Source organism: Amycolatopsis bullii, from assembly GCF_014654205.1.
Taxonomy (GTDB): Bacteria; Actinomycetota; Actinomycetes; order Mycobacteriales; family Pseudonocardiaceae; genus Amycolatopsis; species Amycolatopsis plumensis.
In genome coordinates, this window is sequence record NZ_BNAW01000005.1 from 58560 (window position 1) to 75557 (window position 16998).

Annotated in this window: 14 protein-coding genes; 10 read left to right on the forward strand and 4 right to left on the reverse strand. The window is 71.4% G+C overall.

The annotated features are described in order from the left end of the window. Window positions 1-183: 183 nt before the first annotated feature. Complete coding sequence (locus tag IE317_RS08600) at window positions 184-1419, reverse strand: glycosyltransferase 87 family protein (protein WP_191308007.1); 1236 nt, start codon at window positions 1417-1419, stop codon at window positions 184-186. 230 nt (window positions 1420-1649) lie between these two features. After that, window positions 1650-2216, reverse strand: coding sequence for a CGNR zinc finger domain-containing protein (locus tag IE317_RS08605; RefSeq protein WP_191308009.1), 567 nt, complete (start codon window positions 2214-2216; stop codon window positions 1650-1652). 83 nt (window positions 2217-2299) lie between these two features. Between IE317_RS08605 and IE317_RS08610 the strand changes: the two genes are divergently transcribed. From IE317_RS08610 to IE317_RS08655, 10 genes are all read left to right on the forward strand, one after another. Then, window positions 2300-3475 (forward strand): epoxide hydrolase family protein, encoded by a 1176-nt coding sequence (locus tag IE317_RS08610; protein WP_191308011.1) that lies wholly within the window; start codon window positions 2300-2302, stop codon window positions 3473-3475. 90 nt (window positions 3476-3565) lie between these two features. After that, window positions 3566-4849 carry a phosphopyruvate hydratase gene (gene eno, locus IE317_RS08615; RefSeq protein ID WP_191308013.1) on the forward strand — a complete coding sequence of 428 codons (1284 nt, stop codon included), beginning with the start codon at window positions 3566-3568 and terminating at the stop codon, window positions 4847-4849. A gap of 159 nt (window positions 4850-5008) precedes the next feature. Then, entirely contained in the window at window positions 5009-6157 is a 1149-nt protein-coding gene (locus IE317_RS08620) for a polysaccharide deacetylase (RefSeq protein ID WP_191308015.1), read from the forward strand. Between the two features lie 160 nt (window positions 6158-6317). Beyond that, window positions 6318-7220: an ABC transporter ATP-binding protein gene (locus IE317_RS08625; RefSeq protein WP_191308017.1), complete on the forward strand. Its 903-nt coding sequence runs from the start codon at window positions 6318-6320 to the stop codon at window positions 7218-7220. Then, complete coding sequence (locus tag IE317_RS08630) at window positions 7217-7981, forward strand: ABC transporter permease (RefSeq protein WP_191308019.1); 765 nt, start codon at window positions 7217-7219, stop codon at window positions 7979-7981. The genes IE317_RS08625 and IE317_RS08630 overlap by 4 nt, the downstream gene beginning before the upstream one ends. Beyond that, window positions 7981-9078 carry a hypothetical protein gene (locus IE317_RS08635; protein ID WP_191308021.1) on the forward strand — a complete coding sequence of 366 codons (1098 nt, stop codon included), beginning with the start codon at window positions 7981-7983 and terminating at the stop codon, window positions 9076-9078. Before IE317_RS08630 ends, IE317_RS08635 begins: the two co-directional genes overlap by 1 nt. Continuing rightward, window positions 9075-9767, forward strand: coding sequence for a response regulator transcription factor (locus IE317_RS08640; RefSeq protein WP_191308426.1), 693 nt, complete (start codon window positions 9075-9077; stop codon window positions 9765-9767). The genes IE317_RS08635 and IE317_RS08640 overlap by 4 nt, the downstream gene beginning before the upstream one ends. Beyond that, window positions 9764-11209, forward strand: a complete 1446-nt coding sequence (locus tag IE317_RS08645) for a sensor histidine kinase (protein ID WP_191308023.1) — start codon at window positions 9764-9766, stop codon at window positions 11207-11209. The genes IE317_RS08640 and IE317_RS08645 overlap by 4 nt, the downstream gene beginning before the upstream one ends. A gap of 67 nt (window positions 11210-11276) precedes the next feature. Continuing rightward, window positions 11277-12731: an amidase gene (locus tag IE317_RS08650; RefSeq protein WP_191308026.1), complete on the forward strand. Its 1455-nt coding sequence runs from the start codon at window positions 11277-11279 to the stop codon at window positions 12729-12731. Window positions 12732-12770: 39 nt separating this feature from the next. Next, the gene (locus IE317_RS08655; protein ID WP_191308028.1) at window positions 12771-13511 is read left to right on the forward strand and encodes a ribonuclease activity regulator RraA; all 741 of its coding nucleotides are present in this window, start codon (window positions 12771-12773) and stop codon (window positions 13509-13511) included. A 9-nt stretch (window positions 13512-13520) separates the two neighbouring features. Here IE317_RS08655 and IE317_RS08660 read toward each other — a convergent pair whose 3' ends face one another. Next, window positions 13521-15539, reverse strand: coding sequence for an ABC transporter permease (locus IE317_RS08660; RefSeq protein ID WP_191308030.1), 2019 nt, complete (start codon window positions 15537-15539; stop codon window positions 13521-13523). Next, window positions 15536-16960 (reverse strand): ABC transporter substrate-binding protein, encoded by a 1425-nt coding sequence (locus tag IE317_RS08665; protein WP_191308032.1) that lies wholly within the window; start codon window positions 16958-16960, stop codon window positions 15536-15538. Before IE317_RS08665 ends, IE317_RS08660 begins: the two co-directional genes overlap by 4 nt. Between the last annotated feature and the right edge of the window lie 38 nt (window positions 16961-16998).

The following is a 16998-nucleotide window of genomic DNA, read 5'->3' on the forward strand; positions in this document are numbered from 1 at the left end:
GTCAGTCCACTGTGGTTGGTCATGCGGGCGTCCGCCTTCCCCAGAAAAGTTCAGCCCGAAGCCGGAAGTGCCCCACCCCTCACCTTCCCCAGCCGGGTGCGCACTTCTCGCCGTGCGCGACGTTGCCAGCGGTACTTGATCACCGTCAACGGGCCCGCACACGTTTCGAGCACACCCGAAACGTCAGGCGGCCGGCTCAAGCGGGCGGCCTGCTCGCTCCGGGCGGCGGAATTCCAGGATGGCGTGGTAACTCACGGCGATGAGCATGGCGAGTTCGAGCGCCGCGAGGACGCGGAAGTCGACCGGGCCGACGGCGCGTTCGCCGCCCGGCGTTTCGAAGATCCCCGGGATGGAGCTGAGGAGGGAAACGAACTGCACGCCGATGGGCACGTACCACAGGCGCCGGGGCAGGTGGAAGGCCAGGACGACGGTGAGCAGGTCGGCGAGATAGAAGTACCGCTCGTGCATCGAAGGCAGCACGTAGGGCACCAGGATGACGGAAACGGTGGCCACCAGCAGGATCCGCGGGGTCGTCAGTTCGGCCCGGGCGAGCAGGAGCAGCAGACAGAGCGTCAGGACGAGCAGCACGGTGACCAGGACCCCGGCGTTGTGCATGACATTGGTGTCGCGAACGCCGCGGAAGAACTGCCAGACCGACGGTGCGTTGAGCGTCATCTCGGGGTAGAGGCCGGACTGACGCGGGTAGATGGTCAGCAACCGGATCGGGTCGGCGCCGAGCAGGATCGCCGGGAGGTCGAGGGCCAGGTAGACCGCGGGGATGACCAGCAGGGCGCGCCAGGGCACCCGGCCGAGCAGGACCATCGCCAGCAGCAGCGGCAGGATGAAGATCGCCTGCAGCTTGAAGGACAGCGCGAGCCCGATGAACGCGCACGCCCACCACGGCTGCCTCCGGAGGAGGTGGTACACACCGCCGAGCACGAACGAGGCGTAGATCGAATCGCACTGCGCCCACATGGCGCCGTTGAGCACCACGGTCGGCAGCATGAACACCACGAACGCGGCCACCGCCGGCGTCCAGCGCGACGGGTACTTCAGGGCGACGATCCGGTAGGTGAAATACGCGGCCACCGCGTCGAACAACACCGACAGCGCCTTGATCCCGCCCTGAGGCGGCGGCGGCAGGTAGTGCAGCACCACCAGCAGATAGCGGTACGGGACGTTGTAATCGGTGAAATCCTCCCGTAAAGCGCGGAAACCGCCGTGCTGGCCGATGAATTCGTACCAAGGGCGGAGGAAATAACGGTAATCGGCAGTGTCGTACCGGATCAGCGACCACCGCACCGCGAACGCGAGCAGCACGAGCGCCACGGCGAGGCCGCCCAGGTACAGCCGCCGGACCCGGTCGTGCAGGACCGGTTCCGTCTCCGCGCGCTCGGATATCTCAGCCGTCTCCGCCATCTCCCCCACCGATTACTTTTGTCGCGTCAAATGTTTCAACAGCCGCACTGCTGCCGATCGGATGAATCCCCCGCTACGCCGGATGGATCAACACTGCGCGTCATCGAAGCGCTTTCCGGCGAATCTGCAGGTTTATCGCGAAACCGGCGCAGGCTTTTACGCCGAAGGCGTGTGACCTGTGCCACACAAACCGACAGAGGCGAGCCGACGAAGCGGACGACCCGCGGCGATCACTCCGCCGAGTCGGGTTTCTTGGCGTTGAAACGCGCTTTCTTCTGCCGATTCCCGCACGTGTTCATGTCGCACCACCGGCGGGTGCGGCTCTGGCTCGTGTCGAAGAACGTGGCCCGGCAGGTCGGCGACGCGCACAGGGCCAGCTTCCCGTCTCGTTCGCCCGCGATGATGCTGATCGCGTCGGCGGCGATCACGCCGAGAGCGTCTTCCACGGAGGAAGGCGAACTGAGCCGCCACCGCCGCTTGCCGTCGGGCGTCAGGACGGCCGCGGCACGCCCCTGCGCGCTGCGGTCGTTGATGACCCGGACCGCGGCCTCGGGCAGTGCCTCCTGGACCGCGGCCGCCGTCGCGGCCGCGTGGATCGACTCCCTCAGCTCCCGGGCGAGGTCGAACTGGGCGGTCGTGCAGGACTCGACGGCGAGGCCGCTCACGGCCAGCCAGTCGACCAGCCGCTGCGGCGTCGGGATGCGCTCCACCGCGTCGCCACGACGCTCGGTCAGCGTCGCCGTGAAGCTGGTCGCCAGCACGGAACCGAGGCGGAAGTCGGGGAACCCAGCACGCATGGAACCACCTTAGCCGGTTGCGACCGGCCTCGGGCCCTGTTAGAACCGTCTTAGCCGGTTCTAACGACGACCGAGGAGGTCTCATGTCCCATCCGACCAGCGATGTCCGGGCATTCAGCGCGCACGCAACGGACGCCGACCTCGACGACCTGCGCGCGCGGCTGACCGTGGCGAGGCTGCCGGAAGCCGAGACGGTGCGCCCCGCCGCGGCCGGCCGGGAGCGGTGGGACCAGGGCGTTCCGCTCGCCGACCTGGTCGGGGTCGTGGACCACTGGCGCACCGCGTACGACTGGCGGGCGTTCGAAGACCGCCTCGACCGGATCGGCCAGTTCCGCACGACCATCGACGGGCTGGGCATCCACTTCCTGCACCGCCGGTCCCCGCGCGCGGACGCCACGCCGCTGGTCCTCACGCACGGCTGGCCGGGCAGCATCGCCGAGTTCACCGGCGTGGTGGACGAGCTGGCCGAGCCGGACGACGCGGACACGCCGGCGTTCCACGTCGTCGTTCCCTCGCTGCCGGGCTTCGGCTACAGCGACCGGCCGGCCACCACCGGGTGGGGCACCGAAAAGATCGCGGCCGCCTGGGTGGAATTGATGGGCCGGCTGGGCTACCCCGAGTTCCTCGCCCACGGAGGCGACTGGGGCGGCAACATCACCACGGTGCTCGCCGGCCGGTTCCCGGCGCGCGTCCTCGGCATCCACACGACGTTCGCCGCGGGGCCACCCGGGATGACCACGGACGGGCTGACGGCGGAGGAACGCCGGTGGACCGAGGAAACCCACCACTTCTGGCACCACCGCGCGGCCTACGCGAAGCAGCAGGCCACCCGGCCGCAGACCATCGGCTACTCGCTCGTCGACTCGCCGGTCGGCCTGCTCGCCTGGATCCTCGACAAGTTCGCCGAGTGGTCGGACACCGACGACAGCCCGTTCGAGACGATCCCCCTCGACACGGTCCTGGACGACGTCACCCTGTACTGGCTGACGCGCACCGGCGCGTCGGCGGCCCGCATCTACCACGAGAGCCACAACTCACTGGACCCCGAGCTCCGGGTCGACGTCCCGGCGGCGATCACGACCTACCCCCGGGACATCGAGAAGTACCCGCGCGCGTGGGCGCAGGAGCGGTACCGGCGGATCGTCCGGTGGAACTCGCCCGAGCGCGGGGGACACTTCCCGTCGCTGGAAATGCCCGGATATTTCGTCGAGGACCTGCGGAAGGGCCTCGCGGCGGTGCTCGCCGCTCACCGCACGTGATCGATTCAGAAAATCCTGCTAGCCTGCCCCCGGAAACGGCGTCGCGGCACCCGCCGCCGGCGCGCTGGGGACGAGCTTCGAGGAGCCCAGATGACGGCAATCGCCCGTGTTCGTGGTCGTGAGGTGCTCGACAGCCGGGGGAACCCGACCGTCGAAGTCGACGTGCTGCTCGAGGACGGCTCGCTCGGCCGGGCGGCCGTTCCGTCGGGCGCTTCGACCGGGACGCGGGAAGCGGTCGAACTGCGGGACGGGGACGCGTCGCGGTACCACGGCAAAGGCGTCCGCAAGGCGGTCGCCGCGGTCAACTCCGAGCTCGCCGACGCGGTCGTCGGGCTCGCCGCCGAAGCGCAGGCCGAGGTCGATGCCGCCCTGATCGCCGTGGACGGCACCGCGAACAAGGCGCGCGTGGGCGCCAACGCGACGCTGGGCATTTCCCTCGCCGTCGCCAAGGCCGCCGCCGCGGCGAACACCCTGCCGCTCTACCGCTACGTCGGTGGGGTGTTCGCCCACCAGCTGCCGATGCCGATGATGAACATCGTCAACGGCGGCGCGCACGCCGACAACCCGATCGACTTCCAGGAGTTCATGATCGGCCCGGTGGGCGCCGAGACCTTCGCCGAGGCCGTGCGGATGGGCTCCGAGGTCTTCCACACCCTGCGTGCCGCGCTGCGGAAAGCCGGGCACAGCACCAACGTCGGCGACGAGGGCGGGTTCGCGCCGAACCTCGCTTCGGCCGACGAAGCGCTCGAGTTCGTGGTCCGCGCGATCGAGGAGACCGGGTACACCCCGGGCGAGGACATCGCGCTGCTGCTCGACCCGGCCGCGTCGGAGTTCTACACCGACGGCGTCTACGACTACACCGGCGAAGGCCGCAAGCGCAGCGTCGAAGAGCACGTGGCCTACCTCGACGAGCTGACCCGCCGGTTCCCGATCGTGTCCATCGAGGACGGTCTCGCCCAGGACGACTTCGACGGCTGGAAGCAGCTCACCGACCGCATCGGCGACCGGGTCCAGCTCGTCGGCGACGACGTCTTCTGCACCAACGTCACGCTGCTGCGGGACGGCATCGAGCGCGGGATCGCCAACTCGATCCTGGTCAAGGTCAACCAGATCGGCACCCTCACCGAGACCCTCACGACGGTCGACACCGCGCACAAGGCCGGCTACTCGGTCGTGATGTCCCACCGGTCCGGGGAAACCGAGGACACCACGATCGCCGACCTCGCCGTCGCGACCGGCTGCGGCCAGATCAAGACGGGTTCGCTGTCCCGCTCGGACCGCACCGCGAAGTACAACCAGCTCATCCGCATCGAAGAGGAACTCGGCGCCGAGGCGCGCTACGCCGGGCGGACCACCCTGCGCGGCAGCCGCTGACGCACGTTCTCCCTGACGTCCCCGTCCGCAGCCGCGGGCGGGGACGCTTCCTTTGCCGGGAGAAGTTGCGTGTGGGTTACGCATCTCACCCCGAATGCACCCGGATCACCCCTCCCCCGTCTTTCTCCGTGACGGTACGTAGCAGGGGGAGGCACTACCATGAGTTCCCGTTCATCCCGATGGGCGCGGTGGCCGGGCACCTGGTTCACCGTCGCCCTCGCCCTCGTGCTGGCCGGCGTCCTGCTCCTGACGCCCGGCCGCGGTCAGACCCGGCCCGGCCCACCGGACGGCGGTCCGCCTCCCGCCGCCTCGACCACCGCCCCGCCGGTCGTCAAGGACGCGGAGTGGATGCGCCCGCTGCGCCCGGGCGAAAAGCCGCCGCAGTTCGTGCTCTTCTCCTTCGACGGCGCCGGCTCGCACGAGCACTGGAGCCGCTACCTGGCCCTCGCCAAATCCGTCAACGCGCACTTCAGCGGCTTCCTCTCCGGCATCTACCTGCTGACCGACGAGCAGCGGCCGCACTACACCGGGCCCGGCCACAAACCCGGCGCGGCCTCGATCGGCTTCGGCGGCAGCGCCGCGGAAGTCGCCACCCGCGTCCAGGACCTCAACGCCGCCGTCGCCGCGGGGCACCAGATCGGCACCCACTACAACGGCCACTTCTGCACCGGCGCCGAGCCGAGCGTCGGCCGCTGGACCGCGAAGGGCTGGACCGACGAAATCGGCCAGTTCAGCCGGTTCGTCGACGACGCCCGCGACCACCTGGGCCTGCACCTGTCCGCCCACGACGTCACCGGCGGCCGGACCCCGTGCCTCGAAGGCAACTGGGCCGAGGCGTTCCCGGCCATGCGCGACGCGGGCTACACCTTCGACTCCAGCCAGCCGTCCGACGGCGTCAAGTGGCCCACCCGGCTCGACGGCATCTGGGAGTTCTGGATGCCGTACGTCAAGGTGCCGGCGCTGCACAAGAAGGTCATCATGATGGACTACAACCTCTGGTACCAGTTCAACCACGCCAGGAACGACCCGTCCCACGCCGAGCAGTACACCCAGGCCACCCTCGAGACCTACCGCACCGCCTACCGCGCAGCCTTCGACGGCAACCGCGCACCGCTCGTCATCGGCAACCACTTCAACGACTGGGCCGGCGGGGCGTTCTCCCGGGCTGCGGAAGGCTTCATGGGCGAGGTCTGCGCCCGGCCGGAGACGGTCTGCGCCACCTACGCGGAAGTCACGAAGTGGATGTCGCTGCAGGACCCGGCGGTGCTGGAGAAGTACCGGTCGATGCCACCGGCCCAGGCGGGCTGACGACACGCACGACGACCCCGGTCCACCAAGCCTGATCCGCCGACGCCGGTTGCGATTTCCGGAGTGGCGGCCGGCCGGGCCCCGCTCCGGGCGGCCGGGCTCTCAGAGTTCTCCCAGAACCTCGCAGGATCCGGCCAGGCGGGCGGGCCACGCTCGCCGCATGACGATCGAAATACGGGGCCTGACCAAGCGGTACGGGCCCGAGACCGTGGTGGACGACCTGTCGTTCACCGTCGAACCGGGACAGGTGACCGGGTTCCTCGGCCCCAACGGCGCCGGCAAGTCCACGACCATGAAGATGATCGTGGGCCTCGCCGCGCCGACGCGGGGCTCGGTCACCATCGGCGGGCGCCGCTACCAGGACCTCCCCGTGCCGCTGACCGAGGTGGGCGCGTTGCTCGACGCCGGTGCCGTCCACGGCGGCCGGAAGGCGCACGACCACCTGCTCGCCCTCGCGGTGAGCAACGGCCTCCCCCGCCGACGGGTCGGCGAGGTGCTCGCCCGCACCGGGCTGACCGGCGTGGCCGGCAAGCGGGCGGGCGGGTTTTCGCTCGGGATGCGGCAGCGGCTCGGCCTCGCGGCGGCGTTGCTCGGCGACCCGCGGGTGCTGATCTTCGACGAGCCGGTGAACGGCCTCGATCCCGAGGGGATCCGCTGGATCCGGGAGTTCATGCGCTCCCTCGCGGCCGAGGGCCGGGCGGTGCTGGTGTCCAGCCACCTGATGAGCGAAATGGCCCAGACCGCCGACCACCTGGTCGTCATCGGCCGGGGACGGCTCGTCGCCGACACCCCGGTGAGCGAACTCGTGCGCGGCGAAGGCACCGTGCTCGTCCGCACGCCCGAACCGGGCTTCGCGCGGCTGCTGGCCACCGCCGGGGCGGCGGTGCGGGAGGGGGCCGAGGCCGCCCTCGTCGTGTCCGGCATGACCAGCGCGGAGATCGGGAAACTCGCGGCCTACCACGGCGTCGCGCTCGCCGAGCTCACCCCGCAGCGCGTCTCGCTGGAAGACGCCTTCATGGAGCTGACCCGCGACAGCCTCGACTACCGGGGGGCCGCCGCATGAGCGTGCCCTTCACCCGGACCGTCCACGCGGAGTGGATCAAGTTCCGCAGCCTGCGCTCCACCTGGTACACCTTGGCGTGCCTGTTCGCGGTCGGGCTCGGCATCACCGGGCTCGCCATGAACGCCGCCGCGAAGGACTACCCCGGCGAGGGGCCCTGGGATCCGACCAACCGCAGCCTGACGTCGTACATCGTCGCGCAGCTCGTCATCGGGGTGCTCGGCATCCTGGTCGTCACCGCCGAGCACGCGACCGGCCTGATGCAGACGTCGCTGATCGCCACGCCGCGACGGCACCGGCTGCTGGCGGCCAAGGTGGTCGTGGCGGTGGGGGTCGCCGTGGTGGCGGGCCAGGCGCTGATGTTCGCCGCCTTCTTCGTCGGACAGGCCGTCCTCGCCGCCCACGGCGTGCCGCACGCCGGTCTCGGCGATCCGGGGGTGCTCTCCGCCGTGACGGGCGGCGGGCTCTACCTCGCGGCGATCGCGCTGCTGGCGGCCGGGCTCGGCACGCTCATGCGGGCCACCGCGGGCGCGCTCGCCACCCTGGTCGGGATCGTCTTCCTGGTCCCCGCCCTCGCGGCTCTCTTCCCCGCCTGGCTCCAGCGGCTGTTCTTCTACTGGCCGACGCTCGGCGCGTCCGCGGTCCTCAAGACGGTGCCCGATCCGGACTTCCCGCACCCGTGGCTGAACCTGGCCGGGATGTGCGCCGGGGTGGCCGCTGTGCTGGCCGTGGCGTTCGTGGTCTTCCGGCGCCGGGACGTGTGATGCGGGAGGCTGCCCGGGGCCTGGTGGCGGCGGCCGCCGCGCTGCTCGCCATGACCGTGGTCGCCGCCGCCGGTCTGGCCCTCGTGGGTGCCGGCGGCTTCAGCGCGCTGACGGCTGCGGCCGTCGCGCTGGCGACGGGCGGCACCGCGGAGATCGGCGCCGTCCCGGCGGCCGGGTTCCCGGTCGCCGTGCGGGGCAGCCTCCACGTGCTGCCCCTGGGGATTTCCCTGGCGGGCGCGGTGGTGCTGGGCTCGTTGCTGCTGCGCGGCCGTCCGGACGGCCTCCTGGTCCGCGGCGCCGCGGCAGCGGTGGCCCTTCCGCTCGCGGTGGGCGCTTTCGCCGCGGTCGCACGGGGAAAGCTGCCGCTGCCGGAGGGGGCCGCGACCGGCGGCTGCGCCCGGAGCGGCGGTTCGCCGCGCCTGCCCCTCGCGGGCGCGCTGGAGGCCGGATTCTCCGTGGCGGTCGGGCCGGCCGTGGTGGGCGCCCTGGCCGGGACGCTCGCGGTGGTCGGGACGTGCTGGGCCGGCCGGCGATTCCCCGCCCGCGCCGGGAGCCTGCGCACGGTGGCGTGGCTCGCGGGCGGGAGCACCGCCCTGTGCCTGACCCTCACGTGGGCGTTCGGCGGCCCGGCCGCGGCCGGGGCGGTGCTGCTCTTCCTGCCTCAGCTGGTGTCCGGCGTCCTGCTGCTGGGGCTGGGTGTGCCGTGGACGGTCGGCACCACCGGCCTGCTGCCCTGCGCACCCCACCTCCCGCCGGGCGGCCCGGCGTCCGGGGTGGCGGTGGTGCTGCTGCTCGCCTTCGGCGTCGCGCTCCGGCGACGCCGGCCCGGTACCCCCTGGCGCCGGGCCGTCGCGAGCGCCGGGTGGTTCGCTCCCGCGACCGGGGCCGTGCTCGCCGTCGTGACGCTGCTGTCGCGGGTCTCCGTCGACGTCACCGTCGGCGCGTTCGGATTCTCGTTGCCCGTCTTCGCCGCGCGGTTGACGGCGAATCCTCTGCTCGCGCTGGTGGCCGGGCTCGCGGGCGGCGCGGTGGCCGGCTTCGCGGGCTCCCTGCTCGCCGACGGAGTCTCCGTATCCTCGCGGGTATGGAAGCGATGACGTCCCGGCTGCTGGTGGTCGACGACGAAGCCACCGTCCGGGAGCTGCTCTCCGCCGCGCTGCGGTTCGCCGGCTTCCGGGTGACATCGGCGGCGACCGCGCGGGAAGCCGTCGCCGCGGCCACCGCGGAGCCGCCCGACCTGGTGCTGCTGGACGTCATGCTGCCCGACATGGACGGCTTCGAGGTGGTCCGGCGGCTGCGCGAACGGCACCCCGGCAGTGGCGCGCCGGTGCCCGTCCTGTTCCTCACCGCGCGCGACCGCCAGTCCGACAAGGTCACCGGCCTGTCCCTCGGCGCCGACGACTACGTGACCAAGCCCTTCGACCTGGCGGAGCTGATCGCGCGGATCCGCGCGATCCTCCGCCGGACGGCCGGCCACCCGGCGGACGTGTACACGGTGGACACGCTCGCGCTCGACGCCGAGGGCCACCAGGTGACGCGCGCGGGGCAGGCGATCCGCTTGTCCGCCACGGAGTTCCGGTTGCTGCACTACCTGATGGAGAACGCCGGGCGGGTGGTGTCGAAGGCGCAGATCCTCGACCGGGTGTGGCGTGAGGACTTCGGCGGCGACGCCGGCATCGTCGACACCTACATCTCCTACCTCCGGCGCAAGGTCGACACCGGGGAGCCGAAGCTCATCCACACCGTGCACGGCGTGGGTTACGTGCTGCGCGAGCCCCGCCGGTGAGGCGGCTTTCCCTGCGGGCCCGGCTGCTGCTGCTCACCGCGGGGCTGCTGCTCGCCGGCCTGACCCTGATCGGTGCCCTCGTTTCCGCTCAGCTGGAGCGTTTCCAGCTCGACCGGCTCGACAGCCAGCTGCGTTCGCTGACCGAGCTCATCTCCCGGGCCGCGGGACCCCCGGCCGCGAACCCCGCCGTGCGGCCCGAGCTCGTCGATCCCGCGCTCGAACTGTTCGGCACGCCGTACGTCGTGTACCTCGACGCCGGCGGCGCGGTGGCGGGCGGCCTCCATTCGTCGCGTGTGGACGGTGCGACGCTGCCCCCGGTCGGCGCCCTGCGCACGGTGCCGGCCGACGGGACGGCCGTCGACCTGGACGCCGCCGACGGCTCGCAGCGCTGGCGAGCCGTCGCGCGGCCGGCCGTGCGCTGGGGCGGGACGGTCGTCTCGGCCGCCCCGCTCGCCGAAGCCGACGCCACGATCACCCAGCTGCGGACGAGCAGCCTGGTCACCGGCGCCGGGCTGCTCGTCGTGCTGACCGCGGCCGGCTGGCTCGCCCTCGGCCGCGGCCTGCGTCCGCTGCGCCGGATCGAGCACACGGCCGCGGCGATCGCCGGCGGCGACCTCACCCGGCGCGTCCCGGACCTCGCCTCACCCGGCACGGAGGTCGGGCACCTCGCGGCGTCGCTCAACACCATGCTCGGCCAGCTGGAACGGGCCTTCGCCGACCGGGCCGCGTCCGAGGCGCGGATGCGCACGTTCGTCTCGGACGTCAGCCACGAGCTGCGCACGCCGTTGTTCGGCATCAAGGGTTCCACCGAGCTCTACCGGATGGGTGCCCTGCCGGAACCGTCCGATGTGGACGAGGCCATGCGCCGCATCGATCGCGAAGCGACCCGGCTCACCGCGCTGACCGAGGACCTGCTGCTGCTCGCCCAGCTCGACGAGGCACCCGAAGAGCAGCTCGACCGGGCGCCGATGGACCTGCGCACCCTCGCCGGCGACGCCCGGCACGACCTGCGGGCCCTCGACCCGGCCCGCACCGTCTCCCTGACCGGGCCGGGCGGCACCGGGCCACCCGGCCCGGCCCCGGTCGACGCCGACGAGGCCCGGCTGCGGCAGGTCGTCACCAACCTGGTGGGCAACGCCGCCGCCCACACGCCACCGGGCACCGGCGTCCGCATCGGCGTCGGCAGAGTGGCCGGCCGGGCGGTGCTCGAGGTGGCGGACGAGGGCCCGGGCATGACGGCCGAGCAGGCAAGCCGCGTCTTCAACCGTTTCTACCGGGCCGACCGCTCCCGGACCCGCAAGCCCGGTGCCGACGCCGGCCTGGGCCTCGCCATCGCCCGTTCCCTGGCCCGCGCCCACGGCGGCGACGTCGAACTCGAGACCGCGGTCGGGGCGGGCGCCTGCTTCCGGCTCGTGTTGCCGGTGCACGGGTTCCCGGATTGACCTCGCCCGTTCCGTTGCGCGAAAAGAAGTTTTATGGCTCCACCCGGGTGCGGTTACGGTCGGATCCATGGAGTGGAACCACGCATCTGCCGAAGAAATGTTGGCCGCCCTGCGCGCCGGTGAAGTGACGTCGGTGGAGCTGACCGAGGACGCGATCGCCCGGATCGAACGGGACGACGAAGGGATCAACGCAATCTGCGTACGGGACTTCGACCGGGCGCGTGCGGCCGCGCGCGGTGCCGACCGGGCGCGGGCGCGCGGAGAGGACGGGCCGCTGCTCGGTCTCCCGGTGACGGTCAAGGAGTGCTACGACATCGCCGGGCTGCCCACGACCTGGGGCATGCCGCCGCACCGCGACCACGTGCCTGCCGAAGACGCGGTCCAGGTGTCGCGGGTCCGGGCCGCCGGCGCGGTGGTGCTCGGCAAGACCAATGTCCCGTTGGGACTGCAGGACATCCAGAGCTTCAACGAGATCTACGGCACCACCGGCAACCCGTGGGACCTCGAGCGCACGGCGGGCGGGTCGTCCGGCGGGTCGGCGGCGGCGCTGGCGGCCGGGTTCGGCGCGCTGTCCCTCGGTTCCGACATCGCCGGCTCGCTGCGCACCCCCGCGCACTTCTGCGGTGTGTACGCGCACAAGCCGACACTCGGGCTGGTGGCGAGCCGCGGCATGGTTCCGCCGTCCGAACCGGCCCTGCCGGTCGACCTGGACCTCGCCGTGGTCGGTCCGATGGCGCGCACCGCCCGCGACCTCACGCTGCTGTTCGACGTCATGGCCGGGCCGGACCCGCTGACGCACGGCGTGGCGTACCAGCTGGCGTTGCCGCCCGCACGCCACGAGCGGCTCGGCGACTTCCGGGTCCTGGTCCTCGAAGACCACCCGTGCCTTCCGACCGGATCGGCCGTGCGGGCGGCCGTGAACCGGGTGGCGGACGCGCTCGCCGACGACGGCGCCCGCGTCGAACGGCACAGCCCGCTGCTGCCGGACCTCACCGAAGCCGCGCAGCTCTACATGCAGCTGTTGATTTCCGGCTCCACGGCCCGGTTTCCCATCGAAACGGACGAGCAGCTCAGGATCCGCGTCGCCGGGCTGGACGCGGACGACCGGAGCCTGGACGCCGTGCGGCTGCGGGCCCTGGTGTCCAGCCACCGCGACTGGATGGCGGCGAACCACCGCCGCGAGGTCCACCGCCACGGCTGGCGGCAGCTGTTCGCCGAGTTCGACGTCGTGGTGTGCCCGATCACGCCGACACCCGCGTTCCCGCACGACCACCAGGCCACCCCGCTGGACCGGCGCATCGACATCGACGGCGTCGAGCACCCCTATTTCGACCAGCTCGTCTGGGCCGGCCTGGCCACCATGCCCGGCCTGCCCGCCACCGCCGTCCCGGCCGGCCGATCGCCCGAGGGCCTGCCGGTCGGCGTGCAGCTCGTCGGCCCGATGTTCGAGGACCGCACCCCGTTGCGGCTGGCCGAACTGCTCGAGCGGAAGATCGGCGGTTTCCGGGCGCCGGCGCGGTAGAATGCTTGCCACAGCGCCGATCCGAGGGAGCTTGCCGACGTGGTCGAGACGCCCGACATCGTTCGCCCGCCCGCCGAGTTGAGTGCGGCCCTCGCGGCCATCGGCAGTGCCACGGCCAGCGCCGAGCTCAGCCGCATGGGCATCCGCAGCGCGTTCATCCGCGGCCCGGTTTCGGTGACCCCCGGCGTGCGCGTGGCCGGCCCGGCGCTGACCCTGCAGTTCCTGCCGAAGCGCGAAGACCGGTATCCGGTCGACGAATACGAAGAACCGGAGAAGCAGCTGCACCGGCACGTCATGTACCACGCGCAGGCCGGCGACATGATCGTCGTCGACGCGCGGGGGAACATGAGCAGCGGCGTGTTCGGCGAGATGATGCTGACCTACTTCAAGGGCCGCGGCGGTGCGGGTGTGGTGGTCGACGGGTGCCTGCGTGACATCGGCGAGGCCAAGAAGCTCGGCCTCGGGCTGTGGGTCCGGGGCGCCACCCCGAACTTCCACGCCCAGACCGACATCGTCCCGGCCGCGGTCAACGTGCCGGTGGCCTGCGGGGGCACGCTCGTCGAGCCGGGAGACATCGTCGTCGCCGACGACGACGGGGCGGTCGTGGTGCCGGTCAAGCTCGCCCCCGCCCTGCTGGCGGTCGCGCAGGAGCACGCGGAATGGGAGGAGTTCTCCCGCATCCGGCTCGCCGAGGGCGGCGATCTGCGCCGGTACTACCCGCTGTCGGACGAGGCCCGGCCCGAGTACGAGCGGTGGCGCGCCGAACAGGGCCGGGCCTGACCGGCGCGCTCACCCCTTCACCGCTCCCGCGGTGAGGCCCTCGGTCAGGAACCGCTGCCCGAACCCGTACATGAGCACGACCGGGATGCTGACCAGCAGGGAGGCCGCGGCCAGCTGGCCCTGCGGCACGACGTCCCCGAAGATCATCGACTGCATGCCGACGGGCAGTGTCTTGTACTCGTCCTTGGTGATGAACACGAAGGCGAACAGGAATTCGTTCCACGCGTTGGTGAGCGTGAACAGCGCGACCGCCAGCAGGCCCGGCTTGGCCAGCGGCAGCACGATCCGCAGGAACGCCCCGAACCGCGTGCAGCCGTCAACCAGTGCGGCCTCCTCGAGGTCGGCCGGGATCGACTTGAAGTAGCCGACGAGCAGCCAGGTCGCGAACGGCAGGGTGAACGTGGGGTAGGCGAGCACGAGCGACCACAGCGAGTCGTTGAGCCCGATCCCGCTCACCAGCTGGTAGAGCGGGATGAACAGCAGCGCACCCGGCATCACGTAGGTGAGCAGGATGGTCACCGTGAAGCTCTCCGAACCCCGGAACTTCAGCCGCGCCAGCGCATACCCGGCGAGCGCCGCGCAGACCAGGGCGATCGCGGTGGACGCCACCGACACCAGGATCGTGTTGACGTACCAGGTGCCGAACGCCCGGCCGGTGAACAGGTTGGTGAACTGCTCGGTGCTCCACGGGGTCGGCCACAGGTCGTCGGTGCGCGCGACGATCTGGTCGTCGGACTTGAAGGCCGTGACCGTCATCCAGTAGAGCGGGGCGAGGACGAAACCCAGCAGCGCCACCAGCGCGACGCCCGTGCCGGTGCCGCCGACCACCCGCGCGGCCACCCGTTTGCTCCGTGCGGCGAGCGCGGAAACGGCCCGGCCGACGGCGGCCGCGAGCACCACGAACACGCCCAGCACGAGCGCGGCCTTCCAGACGATCTGCGGCGACGCCCAGACCAGCACGAGCACCGAGACCGCGACGATCACCCACGGCAGCGCCCGGCGCTGACCGGAAGTCAGCCGCCGTCGTCCGCGGTCGGCCGCGCCGGGCCGGTCGCCGCGTCGCATCAGCCGCACGAGGATCACCACGAGGATGCCGATGATCGGCAGCATCACCAGCGTGGCCGCGGCACCCGCGCCGAGCTGCAGCTGCTGGATGGCTTTCGAGTAGGCCACCATCACGTACGGGGCGGTGGCGTCGCCCGGGCCGCCCTGGGTCATCAGCCAGATCAGGTCGAAGTTGTTGAACGTCCAGATCGACGACAGCAGCACCGTCACGATCATGACCGGACGCAGCCCGGGCAGCGTGATGTGCACGAAGCGCTGCCACGGCGAGGCGCCGTCCACCATCGCCGCTTCGTGGAGGTTGCCGTCGATGGCCTTGAGTCCCGCGAGGAACGTCACCGTGAAGAACGGGATGCCCTTCCAGACGTTGACCAGGATGACCGCCGGCATCGCCAGCGCGGGGTCGGACAGCCACTCCGCGGGCCACTTGTCGACGAGCCCGATCGCGGCGAGGCCGGGCCCGATCCCGGACTCGGTGAGCAGGACGTTGACGCTGCCGAAGATCGGGTCGAGCAACGACCGCCAGGTGAAGGCCGTGACGACCGTCGGGATCACCCACGGCAGCAGGATCACCCCGGCGACGATCGCCCGGCCGCGGCGCAGGTGGTGCAGCATCAGCGCCGCGATGAGGCCGAAGGTCACCTTGAAGATCTCGGCGTAGGCGGTGAAGACGAACGAGTTCAGCACGCCCTTGTGGAACAACGCGTCGCCGAGGAGGGCGGTGTAGTTGTCCAGCCCGACGAACACCGTCTCCGCGCCGTGGCGCTCCGTGGCGCTGGTGAGGACCGAGCCGATGATCGGGACCAGGATCAGGCCGGCGACCAGCACCAGCGTCGGCCCGATGAACACCGCGGCGAGGCGCCAGTCGCGCCCGAGCAGCCGCTGCGTCCGGGTGAGCGAGGACGACGCACCCGGCGCCGGGACGACCGGCGCCGCCGGTGTCCTCTTCGGACGCAGGATGGTCACTGCCGATAACCCTGCTGTTCGAAGATCTGCACGATCCGGGCGTGGGTCGCGGCGACGGCGTCGGCCGGCCGGGTACCCTGGATGACCGACTGCATCATGTCGGTCAGCAGGTACGCGGCGGTGGCGGCCTGCTCGCCGGGGCTCGGGGCCTGGGGGAACGCGTAGCCGGTCTTGGTGGTCACCGGGAGCTTCGCGCGGGTCTGCTCCCGCAACGCGGGGAAGGCCGGGTCACCGCTGGTGTAGTACGGGTCGGAGTCCCACACCTTGTCCCACGACGGGTTGACCAGGCACGGTGCTTCCTTGGCGACGCCGAGCAGCGCACTCCCACCGGCCATGAACTTCGCCACCACCTTGGCGAGGCCGGGGTTCTTCGCCCCCTTGAACACGACGAACGAATTGGACTCGCCGAACGCGAGCGGCCGGTCGAGTGCCGGTCCGGTGGCGCCGTTGAACACGTGCGTGTTGGCGTACACCGGGTTCTTCTTGGTCTTCGAGTCGGCGTAGACGCTGAACTGGTTGAGCGTCAGCCCCAGGATCTGGGCGAGCCAGTTTTCGTTGTTGCTCGAGTCGGTCCAGCTCCCGATCCCGGGCGGCAGCATCGGCTGGTACTTCGGGTTCGTGTAGATGTCGCCGATGAACGAGACGGCCTCGACGGTTTCCGGCGAGTTGAACACCACCTTCGTGCCGGTGTTGTCCGCGATCGCGCCGCCGTAGGTGTTGATGACGTTGGCGATGAAGCCGTTGGCGTCGCCGGAGCGGTTCACCGTGAGCCCCCAGCCGAAGCGCCGCTTGGCCGGGTCGGACACCGCCAAGGCGTTGTCGCGCAGCTCTTCCCACGTGTAGTGGGGCTTGAGCGGCAGGCCCTTCTCCTGGTACCAGTCCTTGCGCAGGTACATCCCGGTCGCGATGAAGTGGTACGGGATCGCGAACCAGCGTCCGTCGAACACGCAGTAGTCGGCCGCCTCCGTCGCGGGTTCCCCGTAGAGCGCGCGCATTTCCTCGACCACGTCGGTGACGTCGGTGAGGGCGCCCAGGTTGTGCAGCTGGCCGACGAACCGCCGGTCGCTCACGAAGGCCAGATCGCGGCTGGTGCCCGCCTTCACCTCGGCGTCCATCTTCGCGACCATGTCACCGGCGTCCCCGGACACCAGGTCGTTGCGGATGGTGGTGCCGGTGGCCTGCGCGAAGACCTGCAGCGACTTGTCCAGCGCCTTGTTGGCGGCCTCCGAATACAGCTTCTGAGAGAGTATCCCCACCGAGCCGCCGCGAAGGGCGGCAGCCTGGTCGAGCAGCGCCTTGGGCACCTGGACGTCGACCTGCGGTGCGGGTGCGGGGCCGCCACCGCACCCGGCGAGACCGAGCACGCCCAGCGCGCTCATCCCCAGGAACGAGCGTCTCGACCAGTCCGTTTTCTCTGCCATGACCACTCCTTTTCGCGTCCGATCGCTGCGGACGCGGA

Coding starts and splice junctions, on each gene's coding strand:
- IE317_RS08650 (WP_191308026.1), top strand. CDS start 11,277: ATGGAGTGGAACCACGCATCTGCCGAAGAAATGTTGGCCGCCCTGCGC.
- IE317_RS08630 (WP_191308019.1), top strand. CDS start 7,217: ATGAGCGTGCCCTTCACCCGGACCGTCCACGCGGAGTGGATCAAGTTC.
- IE317_RS08600 (WP_191308007.1), bottom strand. CDS start 1,419: ATGGCGGAGACGGCTGAGATATCCGAGCGCGCGGAGACGGAACCGGTC.
- IE317_RS08640 (WP_191308426.1), top strand. CDS start 9,075: ATGACGTCCCGGCTGCTGGTGGTCGACGACGAAGCCACCGTCCGGGAG.
- eno (WP_191308013.1), top strand. CDS start 3,566: ATGACGGCAATCGCCCGTGTTCGTGGTCGTGAGGTGCTCGACAGCCGG.
- IE317_RS08665 (WP_191308032.1), bottom strand. CDS start 16,960: ATGGCAGAGAAAACGGACTGGTCGAGACGCTCGTTCCTGGGGATGAGC.
- IE317_RS08625 (WP_191308017.1), top strand. CDS start 6,318: ATGACGATCGAAATACGGGGCCTGACCAAGCGGTACGGGCCCGAGACC.
- IE317_RS08605 (WP_191308009.1), bottom strand. CDS start 2,216: ATGCGTGCTGGGTTCCCCGACTTCCGCCTCGGTTCCGTGCTGGCGACC.
- IE317_RS08610 (WP_191308011.1), top strand. CDS start 2,300: ATGTCCCATCCGACCAGCGATGTCCGGGCATTCAGCGCGCACGCAACG.
- IE317_RS08620 (WP_191308015.1), top strand. CDS start 5,009: ATGAGTTCCCGTTCATCCCGATGGGCGCGGTGGCCGGGCACCTGGTTC.
- IE317_RS08635 (WP_191308021.1), top strand. CDS start 7,981: ATGCGGGAGGCTGCCCGGGGCCTGGTGGCGGCGGCCGCCGCGCTGCTC.